Raw genomic sequence first — 24,707 nt, 5'->3', positions numbered from 1 at the left:
TGGAAGCTTTTAATTGTCGATTTCGTGTCATTTACTAGGAGGTGGTGACATGTTTGAGATGATGGATTGGCAAGCTTGGCTGGACTGGGCAAAAAGGCGCTGGCGCTGGTTGGCGGCTGTTGGGTTAGCGGGCTTGCTGCTTGTTTTCTTGGTGCTTTTGATGCGGCCCAAGCATGTGGAAATGGCCGAACCAGCTACTTTGAAAGCGGGTGGTCGATCGACTGCGACGAAGCCTGCGGCTAAGACTGGTTCTGCTGCTAATGAGAAAATGAAAAGTTCAGTCAAAGTTGACGTCAAAGGGGCGGTCAAAAAGCCGGGATTGTATGTGCTTTCGGCCGATGCTCGTTTGGCTGATGCGATTGAGAAAGCTGGTGGATTGACAGCTGAGGCGGATGCGAATGCGTTAAACCTGGCCCAGTTGTTAGAGGACGGCATGGCGGTTTACGTCTTGAAAGTCGGGGAGACAGCACCGGAAATTAAGAATGCGGGAACGCATCCAGGCGGCGGAGTTTCAGCGAGTCAAGGGACTGCTGCTGAAGGAGCTTCTGCTGGCAAAATCCACCTGAATGCGGCCAGTCAAAAGGAGCTGGAAAGCTTGACCGGCGTTGGACCCAAAAAGGCCGAGCAAATCATCGCCTACCGGGAAGAACACCCTTTTCAGTCGGTCGATGAGCTAAAAGAAATCTCTGGCATTGGGCCAAAGCGTTTCGAGCAGCTGAAGGACCAAGTGCAGCCATGAGGACGAGGCATTTTCATTTTTTGTTGGCCCTGGTTTTTGCTGCGCTCTCGCTTGTGATTAATCGGCCCAATGCGCTGACGGTCACGCTGATGGTGGGGATGACCTTGTTATCTTTGACGTTGGGCTTTGGCAAAAAATTACGGCTTTTCTGGACGCTTTGTCTGCCTTTTGTTTTGTATCTACAAGTGGGACATGGACATTTGGAAAAACAGGCCCTGCGACCTGCTAGCCAAGGACAAGAACGACTCCTTGTTCATGCAGATCAGTTGAAAATTGCAGAAGATGGGCGGATTCGTGGTCAGGGGAAGACGGCCAGGGGGGAGAAGCTCCTTTTTTCCTACGCAGCGAAAGATCAAGCAGATGTGGATCGGTGGGCTCAGTTATCTGGCACCTACTGGTTGTTTGGACAGGCGGATAAGACGCCTATCATGGGCCCGACCAACGACTATCAGTTCGACTTTCGGGCTTACTGGCAAAGTCAAAAAGTGACCCACACGCTTTGTTTTAAAGAGGTCGCGATTCAGCCGGCTGATGCGCAAAATCCATGGCAAGCACTCCTTTTTGCCTGTCATCGCGCCCATGCCGCAGCTGAGCGCTGGACGGATCGGCTGCCCAATCCGTTGCGGGACTACGCGCTGTCTTTAATCCTTGCTAGCAAAGGCAGCCAGCTCTATGACAATAATCCGATGATTGCCGAGCTTGGGCTGATTCACCTCTTTGCATTGTCAGGCTTGCACGTCGCTTTTTTGACGCGTTTTTTAAGGGAAGGGTTTCTTCTGGCGAGAATCAGCCGTGAAGTGGGGGATGGCCTCTTGGCTTTCTTCTTGCCACTCTTTTTCCTCTTTACGGGTTTGCCGGCGGTGCTTTTTCGGGCGATGCTCTCGGGCGAGATGAAGCTTTTCGGTCGTAATTTTCGCCTGCGAATCGATCCCATAAAAAGTTGGTCCTGGTCGTTGATTGGTTCATTGATTGTCTACCCGCAACTACTGTTAACAATGGGTGGACAGCTCTCTTTTGCGCTGACCCTGGCCGTCATCATAAGCCAGGGCAGCAATATTTGGCAGCGCGGCCTCTTCCTCTCTTTAGTGACCTTTCCGTTCATTCTGGCCACACAATACAGCTGGAACCTCTGGCAAACGTTGGCCAACATCTTGGCGGTGCCGGTCTTCACGGTCGTCGTTTTGCCAGTAACGCTCGTTGGCTACTTTGCTTGCTGGATACCTGGTGTTTGCCCAATCACCAATACCATTATTCAACTCTTTGACAAAGCAGTGGCGTTAGCCGGGGCACTACCTGGTAAAATCGTTATTGGTGCCCTGTCTTGGCCGGTGTTGGTTTTACTCTTCTTATTGCCTTTCTTCGCATTGGGCGCTAAGAAAAGCAGTAAAAAATTGGCCATTGCTACTTGGCTTTTTCTTCTTCTCGGCAATAGCGCGTTCGTCCATTGGCCCAAGCAGGGGGAGTGGACGACCTTTGATATCGGCCAGGGTGACGCAGCAGTACTCATCGAACCCCGGCACAAAACGATCACGATGATCGATACCGGTGGCAAAGTGCAATTCGGGCCGCGGCCGCATTACAGCACCGGTCGTCCAACGGATACGAGACCAAAAGTCGTCCAGAACAAGGCGCTCAAGCAGCAGGAAGGCCTGGCTAGATCCGTCATTGTGCCATACTTGCATGCTAAAGGTATCGCACATATCAACACGTTGGCCCTATCCCATCAAGACCAGGATCACATTGGCGACAGCCGCGTCATTTTACAAAATTTCAAGGTTGACCAGCTCGTGATACCGGCAGGGATGAGGTCGCTACCGGCCTTTCAAAGAAAAATTCAGCCCTATTTGCAAAAGACAAAAGTTATCGAAGCAACCGACCAAACCAAAGTGCCTAACTGTCCATTGCAGATTCTCTACCCATTCGCGGCTGGTTTGGCCGGTAATGACGATTCACTGGCCTGGGGTGGTCGGCTCGGGGGCCAGACCATCTATACTGCGGGCGATCTCGACCAGTCGGGCGAGACCAAAATATTAACCAAATATCCTGAATTTGTCCCAGACATCGTCAAATTCGGCCACCACGGTTCCAAAACGGCGACAGACCCCAAGGTCTTTGCTCAGTGGCAGCCAACCATTGGGCTGATTTCGGCCGGTCGGAATTCCCGCTATGGGCATCCACACCAGGAAGTCTTAGACGTGGCCAAAGAAGAGAAGATGATTGTCTACAATACGCAGAGCCAGGGTATGCTAAGATATGTATATCAAGAAAAGCACGGACATTTCGAGGTGAGTTATCATGACCCTGCAGGACCTAAAAGGACAAATTGAAAACCAGGCCCTCCCTGATCTTTACATCGTGACAGGGGAGGAACCCGCCTTGCTGCAGAAGGCTAAGCGGCTCTTCACGTCGATCATTCCTGAAGAAGACCAGGAGATGAACTTTGCTTCTTACGACTTTTCTACGGTCGGTTTGGATGATGCAATGGCAGACATCACGGCACCGCCTTTCTTTGGCGACCACCGCGTGGTGCTGTTGACCAACCCGACCTTCCTGACGGCCAATGGTAAGCTAACGGATAGCCAGGAAAAGGCGCTGACGTCGGTCATCGAACAGCCAGTGCCAGGAAATTTGCTGGTTCTCTTTGCTGGCGATCTGAAGTTGGACAAACGAAAGAAGATCACCAAAAGGGTTTTGGCGGAGGCCGAAAACTTGGACTTGCCTCGCTTGAACGAGCGGCAGGTCGGGCAAGCTCTCCACCAGCTGCTGGAACAGCGCGGGTTTACCATTGAGCCGGCTGCCGAACGCGAACTTTTGCTGCGGACGCAGGCATCTTACAGTATGATGTTGCAGGAATTGCCAAAGTTGTTGGCTTACGCTTCGGAAGGCAAGAAAATTACCAGCCAAGCGGTGGATGATTTGGTTATCAAAGAATCGACTGCCCAGGCCTTTGACTTGGCTGACCTGGTACTGAAGCGCAAGCAGGAAGAAGCCATCCGGACCTATCACGACCTTGTCAAAAACGGCGAAGTACCGCTGCGCCTGAACGCGCTTTTGCTCGGTCAGTTCCGCCTTTTATTGCAAGTCGCTTCCTTGCAAGGCTCTGATGCAGAAGCCGGCAAGGCCCTTGGCATCCATCCGTTTCGAGTGAAGTTGGCTCGGCAATCGTTGCGAACCTATCCGCTGGGCAAGATCCGCGAGGGTTTCTTGAAGATCCTAGACATGGAAATCCAGATGAAGTCCAAGCGGGTGGACCCGCTCTTCTTGTTCGAGACCTTCATGGTGAATTTTTAAAAGTAAAGTAAAACGCCCTAACTGATGTCGTTAGGGCGTTTTGTAGTTAGGGCGTTTTTTATACCAATTCGGCATAATGGGGTATTTTTCTGAAAGAATCTGTTATGCTTCAAACAGCGATGAAGCTTTAACGGTGTCGCTTTTCAGAAGAAAGGAGGTAAGCAGATGATTCTTGGAATCAGCATTACTAAATTTCGATGAAAGGAGGCAGTCGACCAGCGATGGTGGACATTCTACTTTTAATTTTGACTGCAGTGGAAGTGTACTTCCACTACGTCGAATTCGCCGAAAAGCGAAAAGACAAGCAAAATAAAAAGAACCGCTAAAGCTTTTGCCCAGCTGACGGTTCTTTTTTAAGAACATAAAGGCGGCACCGTGAAAGCGGCATCGCGGAGAGAGTTGAGTTCGCGCTCAGCTCTCTTTTCATCTTCATTATACCAAGTTTTTGGCTTTTGAAAAGCCATATTCCAACCCTTCATAATGCCAAACAAAAACCCCCACCACAAAGCGTGGCAGGGGTTTTGTATATCACTCTTAGTTAAATTCGCCATCGGCAATCGCAGCAAGCGTATCGCGTGATGGGATGAAGAAGAGTTGACCAGTCAAAATGTCTGAGAAAGTCAGCAAGAAGTCGGATTGGTCCAACATGTTGATGAGCATTCCCTTGGTTACGTGCCAGTAGCGGGAGTAACCCATGAAGTAAGTCCCGGTCTTACCCGTTGCGGGGTCAGAGAATGGCACGTTCATGCGGATGATCTTTTGTTCTTCGCCGTTTTCGTCGTATTGGGAAGCGACGTTGTGGGCGTTTTCGTACTTGTCTTCGTCTTCCAATTCCAGGTCGGTGAACTTTTCGCGACCAACGGCCTTTTCTTGGTGCTCTGTTTTCATCTTGTTCCAGAAGTCCATGTCGTGGACCCACTTCTGGGCAAAGGCGTAAGAACCGTTGATGTAGTCGGGATCTTCGTCGCCGATGATGGCGTATGGTGCGGCATCTGCTTCAGCAGGAGCCTCGGTTCCATCGATAAAGCCGATGATGGCGCGACCTTCGAAGTAGCGGAATCCTTGAGTCGAATCAAGCACTTCGGTGTAGTCTCGTAAAAACTTCATGAACTGCGTTTGACATTCAACAACAACGGCCTGGTTGTTGGCACGAATGTGGAAGAAGAGATCGCCTTCCGTAGCAGGCATTTCATACTTTGGACCCGTCAAAGTCTCATAAGTTGTCAATTCCTTTGGCTTTTTTGTGTTTGGAAAAACGATGTCCCAGGCGTGATTGGAAATCCCGAAAGCCACTTTTAATGTCGACGCTTGACCATCTTGCTGTCCATCGCGAATTCGCAGGGAGCGAATGATCGCCTGTGACCGGTCAGCAAAATCCTCAATCATTTCCTTTAAATCGGCTGCTTCTAAATCTTTAAACTTCAATACCGTGAACTGTACGCTTTGTCCGATATCCTTCCAGACATCCTGCGCTTTTGCGGGATTCATATCCATGCTTCGCACTCCTCATTTCTTTTTTTGATAAAAATATTATAACGTATCCCTTGCGATTGTCACGAACTTTTTTAGATTGATTTTAATCTACTCTAAAGTAGTTGGATAAATTAGAACTAAAGCGGCTGAAAGAACGGTTACCTTTCCTTTTTTGAACGGCTTCTATAGAATGGGAGTATGGCAAAAATCACGAAAATCGCCACGCAGAAACGCGCGGGACGCTACAATCTGGAACTAGACGGGCGCTTTGCCTTTGGAATCTCTGAAAACGTCTTGGCCAAGTTCGGCTTAATGAAGGGGCGGGAGCTAAACAAGGAAGAAATCGAGCGAATTAAAAAAGCCGATCTGGTCGACCAAGGGCTGAAGGTCGCTTTGAACTACTTGTCGCCGGCTCTACGCACCCAAAAGCAGGTCGAAGATCGCCTGAAGTCAAAAGACATCAAAGAAGAAGTCATCGATCAAGTTATCGATCGTCTGGTTGACCAGCAGCTGGTTGATGACGCCACCTATGCCAAGGCCTACGTCAATACCAAGCAAGTTTTCTCGCCAAAGGGGCCACGGGCGATTGCCATGGATTTGAAGAAGGCTGGCGTGTCCGAAAACTTAATCGAGGATGCTCTGACCGAGTATTCCGAAGAAGATCAGCTAGAAGTCGCTACCAAGCTAGCCGAAAAGATTGCCCGCACTCACAAGCGGGACTCGACACGCATCCGCCAGCAAAAGACCGCTCAGTCCTTGGCACAAAAGGGTTTTTCCTTTGACATTGCGAGCCAGGCCATTAATGGGATCAACATTGCTTCGAACGAAGAAGATGAGCGGGAAAATGCCAAAAAAGAAGCCGAGAAGGCCATCCGTCGCCAACGAACGGGCACGCCCAAGGAGCGCTTCTATAAAGTCAAAAGCAAGCTTTATGCCAAGGGCTTTGATGGCGAAACCATCGAGTGGGCGCTGAAACAATTTGATTTTGGCCTAGACTAAGGTAATTGAGCCAATTGGCTGTGCTGCCCACAGTGCTAAGCCAAAGCGCCTGTACAAACTTTAATCTCTTTTCCGAAAATATATGATATAATCGAAAAGGAATTTTTTGTCAGAAAAGTGGGACGAGCATGATTGTTGATAAACCGAGTCGCGGTCCACGCGAAGGGGATGTCATCACGATCAAAAGTTATAAGCACGACGGCTCGTTGCATCGGACATGGCGTGACACCATGGTGTTAAAGACCAGTGAGAATGCCATCATTGGATTAAACGACCATACTTTGGTGACAGAAGATAACGGCCGGCGCTGGGTAACTCGCGAACCGGCCATTGTGTACTTTCATAAGAAGTACTGGTTTAATATTATCGCGATGATTCGCGATAACGGGGTTTCCTACTACTGTAACCTGGCTTCTCCCTATACTTTAGATAAAGAGGCGCTCAAGTACATCGATTATGACTTGGACGTCAAAGTCTTTCCAGACGGTGAGAAGCACCTGTTAGACGCGGATGAATACGCGGCTCACAGTAAGAAATGGCACTATCCAAAAGAGGTAGACCAGATCTTGAAGGCCCATGTTAAAATCTTGGTCGATTGGATCGATCAGGGAAAGGGACCTTTTTCCAAAGGGTACGTGGATGTCTGGTATTCCCGTTACCAATATTTGATGCAACAGCGGTTGAATGATCGTCGTTGACCCAGAAAAAAGCCCGGATTTTTTCCGGGCTTTTTTTGTACAATAGGAAGTATACGATTCACTGAACAAAGCTTTGGAAAATGAAGAAAATTGTTTAAGGCGAAAAGGGGAGTGTCATGACCGTTACCATCAAAATCGCACCAGGTGAAGTCGATAGTCGACAAAACTTAGTCGAAGAGATCGCCCAGAAGATCCAAGCAGGTGAAAAGCGTCGGATCTTTTATCTGGTGCCCAACCACGTGAAATTTGATGGCGAAGTGGATGTCTTGTCCCGATTGAAAGAAGCGACAGGGCAGGCTACAACGGATTCATACGCCCAATCGCAAGTCCAAGTCTATTCACTTAGTCGACTGGCTTATCGCTTGATGGATGAAAAAGGAATGACGCAGCCTACTGTTCTTGGCTCAGCCGGACTTTTTGTGCTGGTCTCAGACATTCTTCAAGAGCAAAAGGACCGTCTACCAATCTTTGCCCGCATGGCAGCCAAGAAGGGCTTCCTCGACAAATTGGTTGGCCAACTGTCCGAATTACGGGCTTCCCGCGTGTCTGCGGAAGATTTGCTGGCCATTGTGGAAAGCATTGAGAGCCAAAGCGAGGCGGAAGCGTTGACGGCCGCAGCTCTGAAGCAAAAGCTCCGCGACCTAGCTATCGTGGCCGATGCCTTTAATGAAAAGATGGGCGACGACTATTTGTTGGCTCAGGAAATGCTGCCAAGCTTTGCCGAAAAGATGCAAGACATCGACCTGACGGAAAGCCTCTTCTACTTTGACGGTTTTACCGGCTTCACGGCTGCTGAATGGGCGATTATCCAACGCTTTATCCGGTCAACGGACCTGACGATTGCGTTACTCGGACGGGTGAACGCTTCTGATCCGCTGAAGAACGTGGCTGCTGGTTCTGTCTTTGAAAAGCCTTTGGAGACGGCTCGGACGATTCGGGGGATGGCCAATCAGGACAACAACGATTGCCAGATTGAGATTTTAGACGATTCAGCTTCGGATGTCTCACTATCGGCCACCCGGACCAATCTCTTGCAAGCTTGGGAAAAGCTCGGGGCCTACCAGGACTTTTCCGCAGATGATGTTCAAAAACAAGAGACGAAGCTACAGGGCTTTGTTGGTGCCAACGTCGTCACCGAGTTGGAAGAAGTCGCCCGTCGCATCCGAGAGGATTTGCGGACGAACCCTAACTTGCATTTACGAGACATTTTGGTCTTGGCCCGTGACTTAACGCCATACAGTAAGCACCTGCCAGCCGTGATGGATGCCTTCGATTTGTCTTATTTCTTGGATAACGATGTCAAGATGGGCAATCACCCTCTGGTCGAATTGACGACCACGCTTTTGGCCAACCCGAACGTCCTTTACCAGAAGGATAAGCTCCTGACGGTGTTGAAGACGGGGTATTTGCGACCGGTTCATGATGGTCAAATTATCGATGATGAGACTTATTTTGAGGCTGTTTCTCATTTGGAAAATTATTTGGCTGGACATCGTGTTTCCAAAAAAATCTGGGAAGATGACAGTCAAACTTTCTCACTCTTCCAAGTACCTGTCGACGAAGAGGAAGGCTTGAGCCAAGATCTTCAAGTTAATCAGAATATTAGTAAACTGAAAGTTTACGTTCATCATTTGTTCAAGAATTTAGAACGAATTTTCGATAAGTCCAAAACAATTGAAGATGCTGCACGTGGTTTGATGGGATTCTTGCAGGAAAACTGTTTGCCTGATGCCGTTTTAAAGCAGCGAGACCAGCTCTTGGAAGAGGGCGAACTGATGAAGGCACAACAGTTGCTAGAAGTGTGGCAACTGTTCACTAATATATTGGATCAATTAGTAACCGTTTCTGGGAAACAACCATTCGATCGGGCTGTCTTTTTAGAAGGATTGCAGGCTGGTTTTTCCGGGGGGACTTTCTCCGGTATTCCGAACCAATTAGATCAGCTGACGATTTCAGAGGCGGGTATTGTTCAGAGTCAGCGCTATAAGAATTTGTACTTTATTGGAGCAACACGAAACGCTTTACCTGCTCAGATTAAGAATAAGTCACTTTTGTCGGATGCTGATCGATTATTGGTCACACCAGCTTTGGCGGAACAAGAAGATCCACGTTACTTACAAGAAACCGCTCAGCAGCAAATGGCCGAAGAACCTTTGCTCTTTTATAATGCCCTGCAATCGGCTTTTGAAAAATTGACGTTATCCTATGCACTCTTGGATCAGGATGGAAAAGTCAATGAACCATCACCCTATGTGAATCGATTGTTAACAGCCTTTGATAAAAGTTTGGAAACGGTTCGTGCACAAGCTCAAAGCGCAGCGGAGTTAGCAGAAAAGTATTCTGGAACGGCTGCTTCGACTTTGAGCCAGTTAGTACGGATTCCAGATCAGGACCGGACCACCAATGGTTTTTCTGATGTTTTGAAAACATTAGCTGAAGCTGGCCATCGTGAGCGCGCTAAGCGTGTGTTGGCAAGTAATTATTACGAAAATAAGCCACAACAGCTATGGGGTGAAATGGCCAAGAAACTCTTTCACGCACCATTGGTCGTATCAATTTCTCAAATGGAATCCTTCTATCGAAATCCATACGAGTATTTCCTGAAATATGGCTTGCGTTTGAAAGAGCGGCCTTCGGTTGAAATTGATGCTCGAATCGAAGGAACAGTTTATCACGCTATTTTTGAACAAGTGGTGAATGAAGTGATTAAGCAGAATGGTCGTTTAGCTGATCTTTCTGACCAAATCATTGCACAACAGGTTGAGAACGTATTATCGGAATTAACAAAAGAAGCCGCTTTTTCTGAACTGAAAGAAGATGCAAAGGGACAAGCCCAAGCAAGAGAAATGCAGCAACAGGCTATTTCTGTGCTGAAACAACTTCGGACGACGGCACGATTGAATAATCATTCAAAGCCAACTCGCGTGGAAGCGCCATTTGGTTTCCCAGGATCAGATCTTCCGTTAGTTAAAATGAGTTCGGGAACTCATGAGGTGCTCTTGCGAGGGAAGGTTGACCGCTTTGACGCACAAGATGCTCTCGGTGAGTATGGAACAATCATCGACTATAAATTAAACGGTAAAAAGTTTAATTACCGCGATGCCGTTAATGGCCTAGAATTACAACTTTTAGCCTACTGGCAAGCAGCTAACGAGAGCTCTGAAAAGATGGGACTGTCGGCTGATGGACAAGTTGGAGGTGCTTTTTTTGCACCGATTAATACTAACGTTGGTCGTTTTTCAGATTATTCGGGCGATATCGACGCCTTGCTAGCTGGTGAAGCAAAACCCTTGGACACGAAATTGAACGGTATCGTGGTCGATGATACTAATTACGTGGATGCGCTAGAAACGCGTGATGATGACGCCAAATCAGAAGCCTATCATTTGGATCGAAAAAAGGACGGAACTTTCCGTTCGGATTCTGATGTGGTATCGCCTGAAGACATGGTTCTGCTAATATACAAAAATCGACAATTGATTTTGCAAGCCAGCGATGCGATTAAACGCGGCTATTTGCCATTGAGCCCAGTTGAGAAAAGTTTGGCTTACTCACCTTACCAAGACGTCATGCGATTTGATCGCTCCTTAGGTGATGAGTATCAAACGCCAAAATATACTGGAACTAAAAAAGAGGTGCTTCAGCGTTTGCGAGTCGAATTCGTGACGGAAGCTCGTGAAGACGAGTTGGAAAAGAATCAAGGAGGGGAACAGTAGGATGCCACAATTTACTGAAAATCAGCAAAAAGCCGTTCAGCATACTGGCCACAATATTCTGGTTTCCGCATCGGCTGGTTCTGGAAAGACAACCGTCTTGATTGAACGATTGATTCAGAAAATTCTTGCTGGTACAAGCGTGGATGAGTTTTTGATTGTGACTTTCACTCGTGCAGCTGCCAGTGAGATGAAAGAGCGTTTGGAGAAGTCACTCACTAAACAACTTCAAGCAAGCCAAGATAGCGAGCAAAAGCGATACTTGCAAAAACAGCTCGAGCTGTTGCCTACTGCTTCAGTGACGACGATTGATGGTTTTGCACTCCAATTGATTGAGGCTTATTATTATGAAATCGATTTAGATCCTTCCTTCCGTTTAGTAGCGGATAGTGCTGAAGAAAGTCTCTTTAAGCAAGGCGTTCTTGAAAAGGCCTTTTCTGAGTTATACGAAGAGAATCACCCACACCATCAGGACTTCATGGCCTTAATTGAAAACTTTGCCAAATCGTCCAAGGATGGTGCTTTGAAAGATAACCTCCTCAAGCTGGATGGCTTTGATTCAGCTAAACCGGTCGAGGATGACTGGCTAAATCATTTGGCAGACCAGATCGAAACTGATAAAGCACTGTCAGAACAAGCTTCCTATCAACTTTTTATAAAAGAGGAAGTCCAGCCTGAAGTGACAAGAGCGTTGGCCGATCTTGGCCCCGCTTTGTCAGCGGTTGAAGGGGAAACAGAAGAGAAAAAATTTCAGCAAGCTCAAGCTGCGTTGATTGAACGTCAGGATTACCTGGAAAAGCTGTCTGCTTGTATGGCTGAAGATAGCTCTTACGAAGCGCTTCGTTCTGCCATTCAACAGGATTTCTCAGAAAAATTCCCATCAAAGTATGGTAAAAAAGCCGAAGAAAATGACGATCTTGCCCAAAAAGAAGAAATGTTAGCCAAAGCCTTGGCTTTCAAAGATCAGTATTTTCCAGGTAAAAAAGGGGCTTTGAAAGAGCTTGCTGACAATTTTTTCCGGATGACAGAAGAACAGTGGCAAACGGTTAACGCTCGAAGCCGGCGACTGGTTCAGTCTCTTGTTCAGGTTACGAAAGATTATCAGAATGCTTTGAATAAGGTAAAGCAGGAAGAAAACATCCTTCATTTTTCCGATTTGGTCGTTTTGGCCCGCCGAATTTTGAAAAATGAGGACATTCGAACGTTGGTCCAAGCACAGTTCAAAGAGGTCATGGTTGATGAATACCAAGATGTGAACCGACTGCAAGAAGCCTTTTTAAAGGATATGTCAAACGGACACAACCTTTACATGGTGGGTGATATCAAGCAATCAATTTATGGCTTCCGCCAAGCGGCACCACAGCTGTTTGCAGAAAAATACAGCGACTTTGCTAAAGATGAAAACGACGATGAGCGAATCGAGTTGGCTGATAACTTCCGTTCTGAAAATAATGTGACGGAAGTGATTAATCAAATTTTCACGCAAATCATGGATGAACCGCTTGGGGATGTTGCTTATGAGGGGACTGCCAAATTGGTCGCAAAAGCAGCCTTTCCTGAGTCAGTGCCGCCAATCTTTCATCTTGATCTCGTTGAGTTACCTAAACGGCCAGCTGGTCATGCTGAAGATGATGACACGGAGGATGATCGTGACACTCGAGAGAAGACGCTGGCCTATCTTTTAGATAAGGTCAAAGAATTGATTGCGCATGGTCGAGTTTACGATCAAGATGAGGCACGAATGCGTCCGGTTCGATATGACGATATGGCCATTTTGACTCGTTCAAAAACGATTTATCCTGATTTGCTTCGAATGGCGAGCGCAGCTGGGATTCCAATGCAGTCAGAATCCGTGGGTAATTACTATCAAGCAATGGAAGTTTACCTGGTTTTGGATGTCTTGCGTGTTATTGATAATCCACATCAGGATATTCCGCTTGCGGCAATCCTACGATCACCACTCTTTGGCTTTTTGGAAAATGATTTGGCTCGGATTCGATTGGCTGATGAAGATCATGATTTTTACACTGCTTTAAAGGCTTTCTCAAAGAATGAGGAGAAGGGTCAAGTGGTACTGAAGCAGTTGGCCAAGTGGCGAACTTATGCCATGCAAAATGACTTAGTTGGTTTGATCTGGGCAATCTATCAAGACACAGGCTGGCTTGACTATGTGGCCGGCCTTAAGGGTGGTGCGCAACGACAAGCAAACCTGCATGCCCTGTATGAGCGTGCCGCAACTTTCCAAGATAACGGCCGTTCCGGCTTGTATGCCTTTACGCGTTATATTGAAGAACTCCAAGAAGGTGGCCACGATGTCGGGGAAGTTGCTCAAGATAGCTCGGAATCAGCAATTTCATTGATGACGATTCACAAGTCCAAGGGACTGGAATTTCCGATTGTTATCCTGCCGGAATTAGATAAACCTTTTAACCAATCGGATATGACAGGTCCCTTTATCTTGCAAAAGGATGCCGGTGTCGGATTAGACTACTTGGAGCCACATTCTCAAATTAAGATTCCTTCGCTTGACAAATACGCTGTTAAATTAGCGTTGAAGCGACAACTTTGGTCAGAAGAAATGCGTCTTTACTATGTGGCCTTGACTCGCGCTAAGCAACAGCTCTTCCTGATTGGCCGTATCGATCCGATGACGGAAAGTGGTAGTCGAGAAGAGAAATTGTACAAGGATGTGTTGAACCATTCAGAACAGTTTATTCCAGAATCGGATCGTCTGCTTGCAAAATCTTATTTGGACTGGACCTTACAAGCCTTTTCACGATTGGAAAATAGTGAGTTGGACAAGATTTTTGGCGTCTTCAATCGGGAACGCGCCTGGGTTGGTCCGGAAACAAATCGCAATGGTCGAATTGATGTACGTTTCGTAGATAAGTACGAAATTGCTGAAATTACGGAGGCCGGACTTGCGGCCTTGCCGTTGAAGGTAAAAGATTACACACAGCCGAAGAAGGAAGAAAAGGTTAACCGGAACTTGCTAGAAAAGAAGCTCACCTACCACTACCCTCACCAAGCTTCCACCAAAACGGCTGCCTACCAGTCTGTTTCTGAAATTAAGGGACTCTTCGAGGATCCGGATCGGCCATTCTTGACGGATCTGTATTTGGATGAGAATGGCCAGGCAACGACGTCGGACGAAGCAGAAGCCGAAGTAAAAGCGGGAAGTGAAAGCGCGCCAACCGCAGCCGATGCTTCCGAGGACAATACCCAAGCCGCCCGCACCTTCGCTCAAAACGAGCTGCCACTGCCGGCCTTCATGGAAGACGGCAAGGTGAAGCCGTCACCAACAGCCGTTGGAACGGCCACCCACTTGATTTTGCAATTGCTGAACTTTGAGAAATGGTTGGAAGAACGTGACTTGCAGGTGATGGTCGACCGCTTGGTCGCCCATGGAAAAATTGCACCAGAGATTGCGCCTTTGATCGACTTGGGCCAGATTATCGACTTCCTGCGGACGGACTTTGCACGAGAGATTGCCCGTCACGACGAGTCGCTGAAGCGCGAAGCGCCATTTGCCATGGTCATACCGGCCAATAAGGTCTATGCCGACTTGGACGACGAGCAGCCAATTCTGGTGCACGGAATTATTGACGGCTACTTTGTTGATGAGGGCAAGAAGACGATCACGATCTTTGATTACAAGACCGACTACGTGCCAAAGCGAGCAGGTGACCGGCAAAAGCTGGCTCTACAGAAAATGAAGAAAAACTATACGGGCCAGCTGAATTTGTATCGGAAAGCTTTGCAGGATCAGTACCCGGATTATAACGTCTTACCTGGTCGATTGATTTTGCTGTCTGCCGGGATGAGCTTGACGCTTGATTGAGTTTAAAAAACTGTCGAAGGAGGGGGAGTTAGCAAAAAGCCTGCTGCTTAGCCGTTTTCAGACCCCTTGCACTTTCCTTTGGTTGCGCCTATAATGGCAACAAGTTCGAGAAGCGCGGGGTGGAGGTCGTCAGACGGACACCCGCAAAAGGAGCCAACGTGAAGAATTTTTACGATATTTTGCAGTTTTTGAAGCGTTATGAGATTTATATTCACGTCGGTAAACGACTCTGGGACATTGAAGTGGCTGCCCTTGAGGTGGATAATCTCTACAAGGCGAAAGTTTTGTCCGATCCCGACTACCAGACGATGAAGGTGATTTTGGCAAAAGAACATCGGGAAGAAGTCGAACGGACTGGGGATAACAGCCATTATAAGGAAACAAAGCAAACGGTCAACTGACCAAGCGCTCTTTTTGAAGAAAATTCTTTTTAACGTTTAGGTGATGACAGCTTGTCTTTGTGTCTCGATTTACTTGATGTAAACGCTTGCAAAAATTTCCTGAACTTTGTAAAATAAATATGTAATAAAGAAAATAGGAGGCGGGACCCATTTTGCCTTGGCCAATGGGGACCAATGATCATCATGACAAAAGATAAATTAATTGGTGTTGATCTTGGTGGGACAACCATCAAGTTTGCAATCTTGACTGACCAAGGTGAGGTCCAGCAAAAGTGGTCGATTCAGACCAACGTTTTGGGTGATGGCAAGCACATTGTGCCTGATATCATCGAATCAATTAACCACCATTTGGATTTGTACCAATTGGACCGTTCACGTGTGATCGGAATTGGAATGGGAACACCTGGTACGGTTGATCGTGAAAACGGAACGGTGAAGGGGGCTTACAATCTTGGTTGGGCTAAGGAAGAAGCCGTCAAGGAACCAATCCAAGCCGGAACCGGTTTTGAACTTCACATCGATAACGATGCCAACGTGGCTGCCCTCGGAGAAGCCTGGAAGGGTGCTGGGAACAACGATGCCGACGTTTCCTTCATCACGCTTGGGACGGGAGTTGGTGGTGGCTTGGTTGCCAATCACGACTTGATTCACGGAGTTGCCGGTGCTGGTGGTGAAGTTGGCCACATCATCGTTGAACCTGACGGTTACTTGTGTACTTGTGGTAACCATGGCTGCTTGGAGCAATATGCTTCAGCCACTGGTGTTGTCCACTTGGCTCAAGATTTTGCCGAACAATACGTTGGTGAATCACGTTTGAAAAAGATGATTGATGATGGCGAGGAAGTCACGTCTAAGATTATCTTTGATTTGGCTAAAGAAGGGGACTTCTTGGCTAATGAAACGGTCGACAAGTTGTGCTTCTACTTGGGCTATGCAGCGGCAACGATTTCAAACATTTTGAATCCTTCAGCCATCGTAATTGGTGGTGGGGTGGCCGCAGCCGGTGAATTCTTGCGTGAACGCGTGGAAAAGAACTGGTCAAAGTTTGCCTTTCCAACGGTTCGCACATCAACGACTGTTAAGTTGGCCGAACTCGGAAACGATGCCGGTGTGATCGGTGCTGCTTCATTGGCAAAGAAAAACTAAAACATTTAAAAAGAGCAGTCTTTTGACTGCTCTTTTTTCTTGTCAATAAATAAGAAAAAATCAAATTATGGTAAAATAAAAAGGTATTGTGGCGTTATTTTGCAAAAAGCGTCAAAGGAGGTCCAATCATGGAATGGGAAACGTTTTTCGAACCATATGAACAGGCCGTGGCTGAGCTAAAAGTTAAGCTTGGCTATTTCACGACCGGACAGGTCCAATCCGGCACCCGCCCGGTTGAATCCGTGACCGGTCGGGTCAAGTCCCAGGCCTCTATTGAAGAAAAAATTGTCCGCCGGCATTTGCATGAGGATCGGTTGGCTTTGGATCTACAAGATATTGCGGGCCTTCGCATCATGACAAAGTATATCGATGACATCTATAAAGTGGTTGAGCTGCTGCGCAAACGAACGGATTTCACCATTTTAGAAGAACGGGATTACGTGATGAATGCCAAGCCATCTGGTTACCGGTCTTATCACATGGTGATCGAGTATCCGGTATCGTTGTATTCAGGCGAAAAAAAGGTGCTAGCTGAAATTCAAATCCGGACAATGGCAATGAATTTTTGGTCGACCATTGAGCATGATCTGAACTATAAGCATGGTGAAATTAAGCCAGAGATGGCGAATCAATTAGCTGAAATTTCAGAGCAAACGTTTGCTTTAGAGCAGGAATTGGCCGAAGTAAAGGAACTGGATTAGGGTTCGACTCCCGGATCGCGCCTCACTTGATGATGCACCCGCCCAGACTCGAACTACACCAAAGAAAGAAGTTTTATGAAAGTCGCACTCTATCACAATGACCAAGAGCGGTCACTGAAAATTGTGAAAGAACTGAAAAAGGAGCTGGATGATCAGGGCATTGAACAAGACGATGCCAACCCAGACCTGGTCATCACGGTCGGAGGGGACGGTACATTGCTCGGGGCCTTCCACGAATACATCGGTTTGAAGGAAGATCTCCGCTTTGTCGGCCTGCACACTGGCCACCTTGGGTTTTACACGGACTGGCTGGGTGATGAAGTTCATGAATTGGTTCAGTCACTTTTAAACGATTCAAGTCAGCGAGTTTCTTATCCATTGCTCAAAATGGTGACGACTCAGACGGATGGTACGACGACCGAATATTTAGCCTTAAATGAAGCGACAATCAAGCAGCCAATCGGTACCTTAGTTGCTGATATTTATCTGGGTGATCTCTTGTTTGAAGGCTTTCGGGGCGATGGCGTGGCCATTGCCACGCCAACGGGTTCGACAGCTTATAACAAAGCCAACGGCGGTGCTGTGTTGCACCCTTCTTTGCAGGCCATTCAAATGTCTGAAATCGCGTCGATCAATAATCGAGTTTTCCGTACGTTAGGGTCACCATTAATTGTGCCGACTGGTCAAAGTATCACGATTAAACCAAAGCACAACGCCTTTTTGATTACCTGCGACCAGCTCGAAATTATGGCCGAAGACATCGAGTCGGTTACTTTTGAGGTGGCGGAGCAGTCGATTCACTTCGCTTCTTACCGACACTTAGACTTTTGGCGCCGCGTTCGTCAAGCTTTTATTTCTGATTGCCAATAGCATCACTTCAGTTCTTTCTGCTAGCCAGCAAAACAGCATGAATCATAATTTTTAACTTCGAAAGGAAGGGAAACCGGTCGGTCACCGGTTGCTAACCCATACACTATGAAATTTTCTTGGACTTACGAGGGAGAAGACGACCGCAAGGTGCGTTCCTTTCTCCAAAGCCATGGCGTTTCCCACCGCATGTTTTCGCAAATGAAGCACAACGGTGGCGCCATTTTGGTCAATGATAAACAAGTCTATACCTCCGACTATTTAAAAAAAGGGGATGTGGCCACCATCATCATGCCCGTCGAACAGGGAAATGACTTGGTCGTGCCCGACTTTTCACCGATTAAGGTGATTTTTGAAGACGATCATTTCTTGGCCGTTGACAAACCTTTTGGGGTGACGACGGTGCCGGGCCATGCCGACCGCTTGCACACCTTGGTCAACAAGGTCAAAGGTCATCTTATCGACGAAGAGGCCGAAGACTTGGTGCCACACGTGGTGACTCGTTTAGATCGGGATACATCCGGATTGGTCTTGCTGGCCAAACATCGCTTCGCCCACGCTGTTTTAGACCAGCAGTTGCAGGACCACTCGGTTGAGAAATTCTACACGGCTTACGTGTCGGGTATCTTGCCCGATGATCACGGCATCATCGAAGCGCCAATTGGTCGGCTGGAAGGCGACTTCATTAAGCGAACGGTGACAGAAGACGGGAAGCCTTCCAAGACCGAATACTGGGTGGAACAGCGTTATGAAGCAGATCCTGAGCGCCCCATGACCCGGGTGAAGGTCCAGTTGCACACTGGCCGGACCCACCAGATTCGTGTGCACTTCAAGCACCTCGGCTTTCCATTGGTGGGCGATGACCTTTATGGTGGTCCGCTCTGGTATGGCTTGAAGCGTCAAGCTTTGCACGCCTATCAAATGGCCTTCTACGATCCGTTTGCGGAAATGACCCGTCATTTGCAGACAGATTTGCCAGAGGATTTAGTAGCGCTAAAGACTCTCGAAGAGAATTAAACATTCAATTATAACGATGAGCGGGACGGTCGAACCGCCCTTGAAAGGAAGAGACAAAACGATGGCACTTGATAATGATCAGCAGTTCGAACAAACTGTTCATGATTTAGAAAACCTGATTAATTCCGGTCAAGACGACCTCTTTATGACGCGTTTTACGGCCTTGCACGACTTTGAAAAGGGGCAGGTTTACGCCGCCTTGCCTGAGCGGATCCGTGAAGTCGCTTGGCGGATCATGGACGACGAAACGCTGGCCACGATTTTTGATAACTTGGAAATCGACCAAGAAGACATTGTTTCGCTTTTGGAAGAAATGCCAAGTCAAAAGGGGGCTGATATCTTGGTGGCCATGTTTGCCGACAACGAGGCGGACTTGCTGCAGGCTATGCCAGCCAAGAAGGTGTCAAATTATTTGGCCTTGATGCCAGCTGACGAAGTTAACGAAATCAAACAGCTGATCAACTATGAAGAAGACACAGCGGGTTCCTTAATGGCCACTGAATACTTGGCCGTCAAGAAGTCTGAAAAAGTCAAAGACGTTCTTGTCCAAGTCAAAAGGCAAGCGGAAGAGGCTGAATCCATCATCTATGTTTATGTGGTCGATGACCAGGAACGGTTGATCGGGGTTGTTTCGCTTCGCGATCTCTTGACTCACCCGGATGACATGACCATTGATTCGATCACCAATACTCGTGTGATCTCGGTATCAGCCGACAGCGATCAAAAAGACGTTGCTCAGGTGGTGGCCGACTACAATTTCTTCTCCATTCCCGTAATCGATAAGGAAAAGCACCTGCTTGGGATTATCACCGTGGATGACATCGTCGATGTTATCGACGAAGAAGCTGTCGGGGACTACTCCGGCTTAGCTGCTGTCGATGTTTCGGACACCGACGATTCGGCCTGGCATTCGGCCATTAAACGAATTCCATGGCTCTTGACCCTTTTGGTTCTTGGCTTGGCCTCAACGGGTTTGATTGGTCTCTTTGAGCACACGATTCGTCAAGCACCAATCCTGGCCGCTTTCATCACCATCATCGCCGGTACGGCTGGTAATGCTGGCACGCAATCCTTGGCCTTAGCCATCCGTCATTTCGGTAATGGTCAGGACCAATCGGGTTGGAAGAATTTAATTTCAGAATTCGTTTCCGCCCTGGTTTTGGCAGTGATTGGCGGGGTTGTTTTGGCCCTTGTGACCATGCTCTTCCAGGGAAACGAAGGCTTGGCTTTGACGGTGGGGATGGCTCTTGGTCTTTCGATCTTGGCTTCTTCTCTGTTGGCTCACTTGGTCCCAGCAGTCTTAAACCGCTTCGACATCGACCCAGCAATCGTCAACGGCCCATTGGTCGCTACGGTCTGTGACTGGGCCTCAATCTTAATCTACTTCTCGATTGCAACGGCAATGCTCGGTGCGTTTGTGGGGAAGTAATAAAAAAACTCCGAATTGACATTCGGAGTTTTTTTTATTGTTTTAGACGTTAATGTTCGGGTATAATTTATTAAAGCTAGAAATGAGGGGGGGATGAAAATGACAACACCAAAATTTATTGAACGTGATTATGATGTTATGAATATTGCTAATTATGTGGTTGTATATGCATTAAGAATAGGCAAGCCAATTAGTAATCTCCTTCTGCAGAAAGTGCTTTATTACCTTTACGTGGATTACTTAGTTAATAAAAATATTAAGTTGTTTAATGAACCAATTGAAAAATGGGGATATGGCCCTGTTCTTCCTGATGTCTACCATAATTTTAAATCAAATGGAATATCGTCAATCCAGATTCCAGCTCCTATCATGATAGAAGGTGGCGAAAAGGAAGAAGGCGATATTGACTTATTCGGGACGATAATTAAGCCTTTCAATTCTGAGCGAGTACAAGATTCTTTTGTACAAAATGGGGATGATATTTCTTATTTTGAAAAAATAGTAAAAGACTATCTAGATGAATATTCAGAACGTCCATTTGCTTTAGTTGAAAAAACTCATTCGGAGCCAATGTGGATGAACAGAAAAGAAGATATTGAGGCTGGAGTTCGTAATCTTCAATATTCAGACGAAGAGATATTTAATTATTTTGTAAATAGATAATATAGAAAAAACCAAAGAAACAATCCCGGCATGGGAAGAATTTGTCTTAAAAAAAATATTTTCAAAAGATTTATCTGATGAATCAATTTCTCAGACGTATCGTTCAATAAAACAACTTTATATTGATGGTTCAAATCGTTTTCCAAGTGCAATTTATACAAAGTATGTATATGAAAACTTTGATGAGCTAGATGTTGATGAGAAAGAAACTATTTCTTGGAGTGATAACATCTCTAAGTTACAGGAAAAAGATAAGGATGAAAGCTATCTAAATCTTTTAGATAAGATATATCGAACTATTGATATTTCAATTGTCCAGTTCGGATTAATTTCTCAAGAAATAGAAAAAGCACAAAAAGAAGTTATTCAACTTCGTGAGGAGGTTGAAAAGGCTAAAGAAGAAGTAAAGAATGCCACTAGTAAACTATATTCTAATTTTGTCTCAGTCTTAGGAATCTTTACAGCTATATCTTTTTCAACTTTTGGTGCTGTGAATTTAATGAATCAAATTTTATCGATTGGTAACGATGCATCTTCTCGAACTATTGGAACTAAGTTGATTATGGCAGGAGTTTTAACTGTTTTTATTTATTTGGTGATTCAAGGGCTTATGTCTTATGTTAGTTTCATTGCTAGAAATATTAAAAAGTTAAATTGGTTAAACCTTTTAACTACAGTGTTTATGTCTTTAATTATTATTTTCGTAGGCTATGGCTTTGTAAGGGGATGGATTGCCTTATAGTTCTCGAATTAGCTAAAAAGTATTTTATAAAAGTGCTAAAAATAATGAGACAAAGTTTTTTACTGAAACAAGGATAGCAAGCTTTTCCTTAATTTGAACAGTGTAAGACTGACTTCTGTTAATTCTTATGGGAATTATCAATATTTGGTTCGTCTACAATTATTAAAAATGTAGCCATTGATAAGAGTGAGCAATTTAAGATACCCCTTAAACAGGATATTGATGAATTTAAAATCAATTTAGTGCCTAGCAAGAATTTAAAAGTATATGTCAACAATTGTGAACTTTTGCCAGTTAATAATGAATATGTTTTGACAGAACATGTAAAAAAGGGGACAGTTTCAATCGATCTGGTTCCTGTTGGCAATGCTTCTGTCATAGTTGGACTGTATGAACAGCCTAACTTGTTTAAAAAATTATTTTCCGGCTCTTCAGTGATAATAGATAACAATAATTATTATTTGTCTTATCAAGTTGTCATCTATGATTGTAAGCCTTTCTCTACTCTGGAAAATCAGACACAACAGTAGCAAACGGTATCCTTGTTTAATATGTTTAGTAAAGCTTAAAGTATGTTCATACACCCTTTTAAAAAGGCATGTAAAACAAGGTGAATATTACTGTGAACCATTTGCCAATCAAAAGTGATTATTATATTATTTAGTAATGGACATGCAGGAAAATTTGAATAAAATTTATACAAACATGATGAATCGCATTCATCGTGGAAATCAAAAATTACAGTTATACGCATTAACTGTAATTTTATTTTGGATAAAAACGGTTGCGGCCTATTGGAAAGAATTCCATGGCTTGCACACGAGTAGTATTTTTCAATATGTGATGCTTATCACCACACCTTTAAGCTTCTTATTGATTTATTTCGCAATTCCGCTATTTGTGAAAAGAAGAAGCTTTTTTTATGGAACGTTGATCATTAGCCAGGTGCTCTTATCGCTTTTCTTTTATGCCTTTATTTTATATTTCCGGAGCTTTTCAGATTTTCTAACCATCAATACGGTTTTGCATTCCTCGATTAGTGGTCAGCAAGGGGAATTAGCACAGGCAATTGTTTTCACTAAGCATGACGTTGTGTATTTTTTTGATCTTTTTGCTTTGATTGCGGCCATTTTAGTCATTCGTTATGATCAAAATTATGCCTTGCGATGGTCCAGAATTTTGAAGTTTATCGCAGTAGGATTTGCCCTATTGATTTTCAACTTTGCAATTTCCTTCTTTCATGATTCAGAAGCGTATGGAAAGTCTTTTAATCGAGAGTATGTTGTTCGGAATAACGGTCTTTTCCCCTTTTTGGCAGTTGATGGTTATAATTCGCATCAATTAAACGAAAAGCGTCGAAATGCTAGTTCTCAAGACATTAAAACGGTAGAGCAATACGTTAAGAATAATCAGACGGATTTGAATATGTCTTACTATGGTAAGGCGAATGGTAAAAACCTCATTGTGATCCACCTGGAATCTTTACAGATGTCTTCCATTGATTTAAAGGTGAATGGCCAAGAGGTGACGCCATTCTTGAACTCGCTCTTCCATAGTGACAGCTCCCTTTCCTTTGATAACTTTTATAATGAAGTCGGGCAGGGAAGAACTTCTGATGCAGAAAACCTGATTGATACCTCGACTTTTGGTTTGTCACAGGGATCGCTTTTTAATCAATTGGGTTCTAGCCAAGTATTTCAAGCATTGCCAGGAATTTTGCAGCAGCAAGCGGGCTATTCATCGGCTGTCTTTCATGCTAATAACCCGCTCTTTTATAACCGGTCAAACGTTTATAAGAATATGGGGTATCAGAACTTTATTTCTTCTGACTACTTCGATAACTCTAAGAAAAATCTTGCTACATATGGCTTGAAAGATAAGTTGCTCTTTAAAGAATCGGTTCCTTATTTGGAACGATTAGAACAGCCATTCTACGCTAAGTATCTAACTGTTACGAACCATGTTCCCTATACGCTGGATAAAGTTGATCAAGACGCTAACTTTAAAACTTCTAACTCTGGTAGCAAAGTCGTCGATAATTACTTTATAACCAACCATTATTTAGATCAGTCAGTACAGGAATTCTTTACTTATCTCAAAACGTCCGGATTGTACGATAACACGATGGTTGTTCTTTATGGTGATCATTACGGCATTTCGAGCACGGACTATAAAGCCTTGACTGCTGCCACCGGTAAAGAGGGCTCATCTTGGACAGACTTAGATAGCCAAAATGTTCAGAAGGTTCCGTTAATCATTCATATCCCTGGAATGACTGATGGTGGTGTTAACCATACCTATGGTGGTGAAATTGATGTGCTGCCAACAATTGAGCATCTGATGGGGGTTTCAACGAATAACTATCTTCAGCTAGGCCAAGATTTGTTATCACAAAATCGTTCCCAATTGGTTGTCATGAGAAATGGTGATTGGGTGTCACCAACACTCGCGTCAATTTCTAAGAAAATCTGGGATGTGCAAACAAAAAAGGAAATTAAAAATTTATCTGCTGTGCAAAAACAGCAGGTAACTGCTAATTCAAAGGCAGCAGAACAAAAGTTAAACATTTCTGATGAAATGAACGAACGAAATCTTTTACGCTTTTACCAAAATGGATTCGTCAAGAGTAAGATTAGTTCTTCTGATTATTCAGTTAAAAAGACTGTCAATCGGCTGAAAACATCTTCGAACAATAAGAACTCAACTTCGCTCTTTGCTAAGAACGATAAAAAAAGTACTTATTCAGATTACAAAACAGATGCGCCAGAAATGAAGACATATAGGTTTAGAAATCTATTCGAATATAAGTCAAATTAATGATTTTGGTTTAATAACACACAGTTTGTTAGATATATATATTGTTCAAAAATTTTATGTGAAGCTTATTTTAGCTTTAATAAGGTTTTTGAACTTTTTTATTAATAAACAGATTGAAATGTAAAAAAATTTTTCTGAATAGCAATCTTATATTTTAAACAATATTTAAA

At 45.2% G+C, this 24,707-nt stretch carries 17 protein-coding genes; 16 read left to right on the top strand and 1 reads right to left on the bottom strand.

What is annotated here, in order from left to right; translation table 11 throughout:
* Nucleotides 1-49 precede the first annotated feature (49 nt).
* From G6R27_RS02540 to holA, 3 genes are read left to right on the top strand one after another with little or no spacing between them, the layout of a single operon-like run.
* A complete protein-coding gene (locus G6R27_RS02540) occupies nucleotides 50-739 on the top strand; it encodes a helix-hairpin-helix domain-containing protein (protein ID WP_213819510.1) in 690 nt (229 codons plus the stop codon).
* Nucleotides 736-3,066, top strand: coding sequence for a DNA internalization-related competence protein ComEC/Rec2 (locus G6R27_RS02535; RefSeq protein ID WP_213819509.1), 2,331 nt, complete (start codon nucleotides 736-738; stop codon nucleotides 3,064-3,066). The genes G6R27_RS02540 and G6R27_RS02535 overlap by 4 nt, the downstream gene beginning before the upstream one ends.
* On the top strand, nucleotides 3,035-4,030 hold the full coding sequence (gene holA, locus G6R27_RS02530) for a DNA polymerase III subunit delta (RefSeq protein ID WP_213819508.1): 996 nt from the start codon (nucleotides 3,035-3,037) through the stop codon (nucleotides 4,028-4,030). The genes G6R27_RS02535 and holA overlap by 32 nt, the downstream gene beginning before the upstream one ends.
* 534 nt (nucleotides 4,031-4,564) lie before the next feature.
* Here holA and G6R27_RS02525 read toward each other — a convergent pair.
* Nucleotides 4,565-5,524: a Dyp-type peroxidase gene (locus G6R27_RS02525; protein WP_213819507.1), complete on the bottom strand. Its 960-nt coding sequence runs from the start codon at nucleotides 5,522-5,524 to the stop codon at nucleotides 4,565-4,567.
* Nucleotides 5,525-5,701: 177 nt separating this feature from the next.
* Between G6R27_RS02525 and recX the strand changes: the two genes are divergently transcribed.
* The 13 genes from recX to G6R27_RS02460 all read left to right on the top strand — a co-directional run bounded on the left by recX (nucleotide 5,702) and on the right by G6R27_RS02460 (nucleotide 24,537).
* A complete protein-coding gene (gene recX / locus G6R27_RS02520) occupies nucleotides 5,702-6,502 on the top strand; it encodes a recombination regulator RecX (RefSeq protein WP_213819506.1) in 801 nt (266 codons plus the stop codon).
* Between the two features lie 128 nt (nucleotides 6,503-6,630).
* Complete coding sequence (gene ntdP, locus G6R27_RS02515) at nucleotides 6,631-7,200, top strand: nucleoside tri-diphosphate phosphatase (RefSeq protein WP_213792337.1); 570 nt, start codon at nucleotides 6,631-6,633, stop codon at nucleotides 7,198-7,200.
* 116 nt (nucleotides 7,201-7,316) lie between these two features.
* Complete coding sequence (locus G6R27_RS02510) at nucleotides 7,317-10,916, top strand: PD-(D/E)XK nuclease family protein (RefSeq protein ID WP_213819505.1); 3,600 nt, start codon at nucleotides 7,317-7,319, stop codon at nucleotides 10,914-10,916.
* Between the two features lies 1 nt (nucleotide 10,917).
* Nucleotides 10,918-14,754 (top strand): helicase-exonuclease AddAB subunit AddA, encoded by a 3,837-nt coding sequence (addA, locus tag G6R27_RS02505; RefSeq protein ID WP_213819504.1) that lies wholly within the window; start codon nucleotides 10,918-10,920, stop codon nucleotides 14,752-14,754.
* A 158-nt stretch (nucleotides 14,755-14,912) separates the two neighbouring features.
* Complete coding sequence (locus G6R27_RS02500; protein WP_213819503.1) at nucleotides 14,913-15,155, top strand: YqgQ family protein; 243 nt, start codon at nucleotides 14,913-14,915, stop codon at nucleotides 15,153-15,155.
* Between the two features lie 183 nt (nucleotides 15,156-15,338).
* The gene (locus G6R27_RS02495; RefSeq protein ID WP_213819502.1) at nucleotides 15,339-16,301 is read left to right on the top strand and encodes an ROK family glucokinase; all 963 of its coding nucleotides are present in this window, start codon (nucleotides 15,339-15,341) and stop codon (nucleotides 16,299-16,301) included.
* Between the two features lie 128 nt (nucleotides 16,302-16,429).
* Nucleotides 16,430-17,002, top strand: a complete 573-nt coding sequence (locus tag G6R27_RS02490; protein WP_213819501.1) for a GTP pyrophosphokinase — start codon at nucleotides 16,430-16,432, stop codon at nucleotides 17,000-17,002.
* Nucleotides 17,003-17,077: 75 nt separating this feature from the next.
* Nucleotides 17,078-17,872 (top strand): NAD kinase, encoded by a 795-nt coding sequence (locus tag G6R27_RS02485; protein WP_213819500.1) that lies wholly within the window; start codon nucleotides 17,078-17,080, stop codon nucleotides 17,870-17,872.
* A 105-nt stretch (nucleotides 17,873-17,977) separates the two neighbouring features.
* Nucleotides 17,978-18,886, top strand: a complete 909-nt coding sequence (locus G6R27_RS02480) for an RluA family pseudouridine synthase (RefSeq protein WP_213819499.1) — start codon at nucleotides 17,978-17,980, stop codon at nucleotides 18,884-18,886.
* A gap of 61 nt (nucleotides 18,887-18,947) precedes the next feature.
* The gene (gene mgtE / locus G6R27_RS02475; RefSeq protein ID WP_213819498.1) at nucleotides 18,948-20,315 is read left to right on the top strand and encodes a magnesium transporter; all 1,368 of its coding nucleotides are present in this window, start codon (nucleotides 18,948-18,950) and stop codon (nucleotides 20,313-20,315) included.
* 99 nt (nucleotides 20,316-20,414) lie between these two features.
* On the top strand, nucleotides 20,415-20,978 hold the full coding sequence (locus tag G6R27_RS02470; protein WP_213819497.1) for a Panacea domain-containing protein: 564 nt from the start codon (nucleotides 20,415-20,417) through the stop codon (nucleotides 20,976-20,978).
* Nucleotides 20,979-21,477: 499 nt separating this feature from the next.
* Nucleotides 21,478-21,720 (top strand): hypothetical protein, encoded by a 243-nt coding sequence (locus tag G6R27_RS02465; protein WP_213819496.1) that lies wholly within the window; start codon nucleotides 21,478-21,480, stop codon nucleotides 21,718-21,720.
* A gap of 1,092 nt (nucleotides 21,721-22,812) precedes the next feature.
* Nucleotides 22,813-24,537 (top strand): LTA synthase family protein, encoded by a 1,725-nt coding sequence (locus G6R27_RS02460; protein ID WP_213819495.1) that lies wholly within the window; start codon nucleotides 22,813-22,815, stop codon nucleotides 24,535-24,537.
* Nucleotides 24,538-24,707: the final 170 nt, after the last annotated feature.

Source organism: Fructobacillus papyriferae, from assembly GCF_018437225.1.
Lineage (GTDB): Bacteria > Bacillota > Bacilli > Lactobacillales > Lactobacillaceae > Fructobacillus > Fructobacillus papyriferae.
Note: the sequence above shows the minus strand (reverse complement) of the source record. Positions and strands in the feature narration are given on the sequence as shown.